The organism is Pseudophaeobacter sp. (assembly GCF_039971195.1).
In the GTDB taxonomy this organism is placed as follows: domain Bacteria; phylum Pseudomonadota; class Alphaproteobacteria; order Rhodobacterales; family Rhodobacteraceae; genus Pseudophaeobacter.
Genome location: NZ_JBDWPJ010000184.1, coordinates 1 through 6,097, shown reverse-complemented (window position 1 = coordinate 6,097; position 6,097 = coordinate 1). Strand labels below are relative to the sequence as shown.

Genomic DNA, 6,097 nt, shown 5'->3' with positions numbered 1-6,097 from the left:
AAAGAAGGTAACACTGTAAAGCGCACCAAGTCGGTCGTGGACGTTCCGGTTGGCCCCGAGTTGCTGGGTCGCGTTGTTGACGGTCTGGGTAACCCGCTGGACGGCAAAGGCCCGATCAACGCTGAAAAGCGTGGCGTTGCCGATGTTAAAGCACCTGGCATTATCCCACGTAAATCGGTTCACGAGCCGATGGCGACAGGCCTCAAATCTGTTGATGCGATGATCCCCGTTGGCCGTGGCCAGCGTGAGCTGATCATTGGTGACCGTCAGACTGGTAAGACCGCTATCGCGCTCGACACCATGCTGAACCAGAAATCCTACAACGATGCAGCAGGCGACGATGAGTCGAAGAAACTGTACTGCGTCTATGTTGCGATCGGTCAGAAGCGTTCGACTGTTGCTCAGCTGGTGAAAAAGCTGGAAGAGTCCGGCGCCATGGAATACTCGATCGTGGTTGCGGCTACCGCCTCCGATCCTGCGCCTCTGCAGTTCCTGGCTCCCTATGCTGCAACTGCGATGGCGGAATACTTCCGCGACAGCGGCAAGCACGGTCTGATCATCTATGATGACCTTTCCAAGCAGGCTGTTGCCTATCGTCAGATGTCCCTGCTGCTGCGTCGTCCGCCCGGACGTGAAGCCTATCCTGGTGACGTTTTCTATCTGCACTCCCGCCTGCTGGAACGTTCGGCCAAACTGAACGAAGACTTTGGCGCTGGCTCCCTGACGGCTCTGCCCGTTATTGAGACCCAGGGTGGTGACGTTTCCGCCTTTATTCCTACCAACGTGATTTCGATCACCGATGGCCAGATCTTCCTGGAAACCGAACTGTTCTACCAGGGCATTCGTCCTGCTGTGAACACCGGTCTGTCTGTTTCGCGTGTTGGCTCCTCGGCTCAGACAAACTCGATGAAGTCTGTTGCGGGTCCGGTGAAACTGGAACTGGCTCAGTACCGCGAAATGGCGGCCTTTGCTCAGTTTGGTTCTGACCTTGACGCCGCCACTCAGCAGCTGCTGAACCGTGGTGCCCGTCTGACCGAGCTGATGAAGCAGGCACAGTACTCGCCGCTGACCAACGCAGAAATCGTCTGCGTGATCTTCGCCGGTACTCAGGGTTACCTCGACAAGATCGACGTAAAGGCTGTTGGCCGTTACGAAGAAGGCATGCTGGCGCATCTGCGCGGTAAGCACGCTGATCTGCTCGAGTGGATTTCGACTGAAGATCCCAAGATCAAGGGCGAGGCTGCCGACAAGATCAAAGCAGCGCTGGACGAATTCGCCGCAGATTTCGCGTAAGGGGATAAGGCAATGCCAAATCTCAAGGACCTGAAAAACAGGATCGCGAGTGTCAAAAGCACCCGTAAGATCACAAAAGCCATGCAAATGGTGGCCGCGGCGAAACTTCGCCGCGCCCAGGAAGCTGCCGAAGATTCCCGTCCCTACACCAAACGGTTCAATGCCGTGATGGCGGGGCTGGCGGCTTCGGTTGGTGGCAGCGATTCAGCTCCAATGCTGCTTCGCGGCACCGGCAGCGACCAGGTGCAATTGCTAGTCGTCATGACCTCCGAACGGGGGCTGTGCGGTGGCTTTAACGCCAATATTTCCAAGCTGGCACGCCAGAAGGCTCAAGAGCTGAAGGCTGCAGGCAAGACGGTCAAAATTCTGACCGTTGGTAAAAAGGGCCGCGACGCGCTGCGCCGCGACTTTGCCGATGATTTCATCGGCCACGTGGACCTGAGCGAAGTCAAGCGTATCGGCTATGCCAATGCGCAGAACATCGCAAAGGATATCCTGACCCGCTTTGACGCTGGTGAATTTGATGTTGCGACCCTGTTCTTTGCGGAGTTCGTCAATGTTGTGACCCAGGTGCCAACAGCGCAGCAGATCATTCCGGCCTCCTACGAGGGCGGTGCCGCTGAAGAGACCTCTTCGGCCGTTTACGACTACGAGCCCAGCGAAGAGGCAATTCTTGCCGATCTGCTGCCCCGTGGCGTATCGACCCAGATCTTTTCGGCGCTGCTGGAAAATGGTGCATCCGAACAGGGTGCCCGGATGAGTGCGATGGATAACGCCACACGTAACGCTGGCGAGATGATCGACAAGCTGACAATCGAGTATAACCGCTCGCGTCAGGCCGTCATCACCAACGAGCTGATTGAAATCATTTCGGGCGCTGAGGCGCTCTAAGAGACAACCGGAGACAAACACATGGCAAACGCAAAAGGCAAAATCACGCAGGTGATTGGCGCCGTTGTGGACGTGCAGTTCGAGGATGCCCTGCCGGAAATCCTGAACGCCGTCACCACAGACAACAACGGTAAGAACCTGGTTCTCGAGGTTGCTCAGCACCTGGGTGAGAACACTGTTCGTACCATCGCAATGGACGCAACCGAAGGTCTGGTTCGCGGCCAGGACGTGACCGACACCGGCGCACCTATCTCGGTTCCAGTTGGCAATGCCACATTGGGTCGTATCCTGAACGTTATCGGCGAGCCCGTTGACGAAAAGGGCCCCGTAGAATCCACTGAAACACGTGGCATCCACGGCGACGCACCTGCATTCGCAGAACAGTCCACCGCAACCGAGATCCTGACCACAGGTATCAAGGTTATCGACCTTCTGGCCCCCTACACCAAGGGTGGTAAAATTGGTCTGTTCGGCGGTGCCGGCGTTGGTAAAACCGTTCTGATCATGGAACTGATCAACAACATCGCGAAGGTGCACTCCGGTGTGTCCGTTTTCGCCGGTGTTGGTGAGCGGACCCGTGAAGGCAATGACCTTTACCACGAGATGATCGAATCCGGTGTTATCGTTCCCGAGAACCTGGTCGACTCCAAAATTGCTCTGGTCTACGGCCAGATGAACGAACCTCCCGGTGCGCGTATGCGGGTTGCTCTGTCGGGTCTGACCCTGGCGGAACAGTTCCGTGACGACAGCGGCTCGGACGTTCTGTTCTTCGTGGACAACATCTTCCGCTTCACACAGGCGGGTTCCGAGGTTTCGGCGCTTTTGGGTCGTATTCCATCCGCTGTTGGCTACCAGCCAACACTGGCCACCGATATGGGTGCGATGCAGGAACGGATCTCTTCGACCAAAAATGGTTCGATTACTTCCGTTCAGGCCGTTTACGTGCCTGCGGATGACCTTACTGACCCTGCACCTGCAACCTCCTTTGCGCACCTGGATGCGACAACCGTTCTGGATCGTGCGATCTCGGAAAAAGGTATCTATCCTGCGGTTGACCCACTGGGTTCGACATCGCGTCTGCTGGATCCACTGATCATTGGTGACGAGCACTACACTGTCGCCACCGACGTTCAGCAGATCCTTCAGCGTTACAAATCGCTGCAGGACATCATCGCCATTCTCGGCATGGACGAGCTTTCGGAAGACGACAAACTGGCAGTGGCCCGTGCGCGTAAGATCGAACGCTTCCTGTCCCAGCCGTTTGACGTTGCCAAAATCTTCACCGGTGCCGACGGTAAACAGGTTCCACTGGAAGACACGATCGCGTCGTTCAAGGCCGTTGTGGCTGGCGAATACGACCACCTCCCCGAAGGCGCCTTCTACATGGTTGGCGGCATCGATGAAGTGATCGCAAAAGCCGAAAAAATGGCTGCTGACGCGGCCTAAGGAGGGCCCTGATGGCTGATACCATGCAATTTGACCTCGTTAGCCCGGAGCGTAGCCTTGCCTCGCTCCAGGTGAACGCGGTGCAGATCCCTGGCGCGGAGGGTGACATGACGGCGATGCCGATGCATGCACCCACCATCACCACCCTGCGTCCGGGTGTCCTGCGGGTTGAAAGCTCGCAAGGCACTTCGGAGTTCGTGGTCACTGGCGGTTTTGCCGAAATCAGCGCCGAGGCTCTCTCGGTCCTCGCTGAAAAGGCAATCCCAATGGATGAGATGACCCGTGCCCATCTGGACGAGCTGATCGAAGAGGCTCGTAACATGTACAAAACCGCGCAGGAAGCGGAGCAGCCCCACGATATCGTGGAAGAGGCCGCAAAGCTCCTGTCGGACATGGAGGCCCTGGGCACCCATATGAGCCTGTAACGGCCCGTAGGATCACGCCCAGTGTGTTCACCAGACTTAGAAACCGGCCCGTCATCGTGATGGGCCGGTTTTGTTTTTTGAATCTTAGAATTTTTTGGTTTTTAATGGCCGAACCGCGGTTTTGCGCGGGTGGACTGAAATTGGAACGATAAGACATGCAAAGACTTCGCAATCCACGCACCGGAATTGACCAGGGCGACCTGGTGTTGTTTTCCGAGTTTGACAGTGGTGGCAGCATGTGGACCGGGGAGGGCGCCCGTGAGCGGCGTAATCTGGTGCGATTCAAGGAATCTTATCGCCGCCCGCCAGCGGTGCAGGTCTCGATCTCGCTCTGGGATATGGACACCAATGCCGCCATCCGGGCTGAACTGGTGGCGGAGAATATCACCACAACGGATTTTGAAGTGGTGTTCCGCACCTGGGGCGACAGCCGCATCGCCCGCCTGCGCGCTGCTTGGATTGCGGTCGGAGAGCTGCCCTTTGACGACGATTGGGATGATGTGGATTGAACCCCTCGGGGTTTGACACGTTAGAGCTCTGTTTCACCGCCACCGCCACCGCGTCCGAACCGAGGGGAGGAAGCGAAGCGCCCGCCCCGTGGGGGCGGTTCGGGCGCTGCCAAAGCGGTGCTTTGGCAATTCGTGCAAGGCTTGATTACTGGGGGCATCGAAGGTTTGCCGGGTGGACAAAGCTCCATTCAGCATTGTTTTTCAAGTTCAATATACTATTATGGCGCGAAAACTTGGCACGGATACAAGAATGTTCACCTTCTTTAGGTCAATACTTAGCTCTATGAAAAACTCGGGTGAAGACCACGGTGATGATCGCACTATCGTCATCGCTCAGCTAGATGCACGAGTTCAACCAATAGATCGGGGTGACTATTTTGCAGACCCCCTTGATGACGTCCTGCAGTCTTCGGGATCTGGTGAAGTTACAGGCGGGGGCACTCAGTTGGCAGGCGAACCGGATGGTATTGCCTATTGCGACATCGAGATCATGGTAAACGAGCTTTCTAAAGCCACAATCCAAGAGATTATTTCTACATTGGAAGAGCTTGGTGCGCCAAAAGGATCTGTTCTGAAACTTCCAGAAGGGCGAAATGACATTGCATTTGGATCTCTCGAAGGGATGGCCTTGTTTCTGAATGGGACGGACCTGCCAGCAGAGGTCTATGAGCAGTCCGACGTAAATGACTTGATCAGCCGCTGCGAAGCACTTGTCGAGGGCGGAGGCCGCTTTCGTGGGTTTTGGGAAGGTAGCAGCGAAACTGCGCTATATTTCTACGGAAAGAGCTTTGATGACATGAAGCTCTCGATTGAAGATTTGTTGGCAACCGATCCCCTCTGCGCCATGGCGCGCGTTGTGAAGATTGCCTAGAAGCCCAAAACTATAGGGATATTTAGGTTCAATCCTGACTTTTGGAGCAATAGCTGAGCTTCACAAAAGTGATGCGAGCAAGGACCCCAAAAAGACACAGCGCATGGTCTTGCCTCTACGCACTTGCCCGGTCCCTCATGCTGTTGCAAGCTGTCCAGCACAGGAAGCACGCGTGTTTTGCCGCGGGGTCTTGCACGGGGCCCGCGTGGTGTTTCGCTTTGGGAGGGGGCTGTCATGACCTTAGAGACCACCAAACCCACGCCACCTAAAGGCTCAAACTCCCAGCGTCGACCGCAGCCGCAGGTTCAGACCTTGAAGCCGGGCGATATCACCGCCTCGCTCAGGGCAGGGCTCTCGGACTATTGGGCGCATCCGGTGATGAGCAGTTTCTTTGGGCTGTTCTATGCGGTCTTTGGCATTCTTTTTGTCTGGTGTCTGATCTGGCTGGGCAAGATCTGGATGATCATTCCGGCCATGGTGGGCTTTCCGCTGGTGGCGCCTTTTGCTGCTGCCGGGCTCTATGAGATGTCGCGGCGACGCCAACGGGAGGAGGGCTTTGGCTGGGAGGAGATCCTCACTGTCATGGCCCATCAGCGCAAGCGGGAGATGGGCTGGATGGGTTTTGTCACGCTCTTTATTTTTTGGGTCTGGATGTATCAGGT

7 protein-coding genes are annotated in these 6,097 nt (G+C 56.2%); all 7 read left to right on the top strand.

What is annotated here, in order from left to right:
* A partial coding sequence (gene atpA / locus ABJP42_RS16050) for a F0F1 ATP synthase subunit alpha (protein ID WP_348342124.1) occupies positions 1-1,293 on the top strand: 1,293 nt, incomplete at its 5' end.
* Between the two features lie 12 nt (positions 1,294-1,305).
* A complete protein-coding gene (locus tag ABJP42_RS16045) occupies positions 1,306-2,184 on the top strand; it encodes a F0F1 ATP synthase subunit gamma (protein WP_348342122.1) in 879 nt (292 codons plus the stop codon).
* 21 nt (positions 2,185-2,205) lie between these two features.
* A complete protein-coding gene (gene atpD, locus ABJP42_RS16040; RefSeq protein ID WP_122073383.1) occupies positions 2,206-3,630 on the top strand; it encodes a F0F1 ATP synthase subunit beta in 1,425 nt (474 codons plus the stop codon).
* A gap of 11 nt (positions 3,631-3,641) precedes the next feature.
* The gene (locus ABJP42_RS16035; protein WP_295451576.1) at positions 3,642-4,055 is read left to right on the top strand and encodes a F0F1 ATP synthase subunit epsilon; all 414 of its coding nucleotides are present in this window, start codon (positions 3,642-3,644) and stop codon (positions 4,053-4,055) included.
* A 155-nt stretch (positions 4,056-4,210) separates the two neighbouring features.
* Positions 4,211-4,564, top strand: coding sequence for an H-type lectin domain-containing protein (locus tag ABJP42_RS16030; protein WP_348342120.1), 354 nt, complete (start codon positions 4,211-4,213; stop codon positions 4,562-4,564).
* Positions 4,565-4,736: 172 nt separating this feature from the next.
* Positions 4,737-5,435 carry a hypothetical protein gene (locus ABJP42_RS16025; protein ID WP_348342118.1) on the top strand — a complete coding sequence of 233 codons (699 nt, stop codon included), beginning with the start codon at positions 4,737-4,739 and terminating at the stop codon, positions 5,433-5,435.
* A 234-nt stretch (positions 5,436-5,669) separates the two neighbouring features.
* Positions 5,670-6,097 (top strand): DUF2189 domain-containing protein (locus ABJP42_RS16020; protein WP_348342116.1); only part of this gene is annotated, 428 nt, incomplete at its 3' end.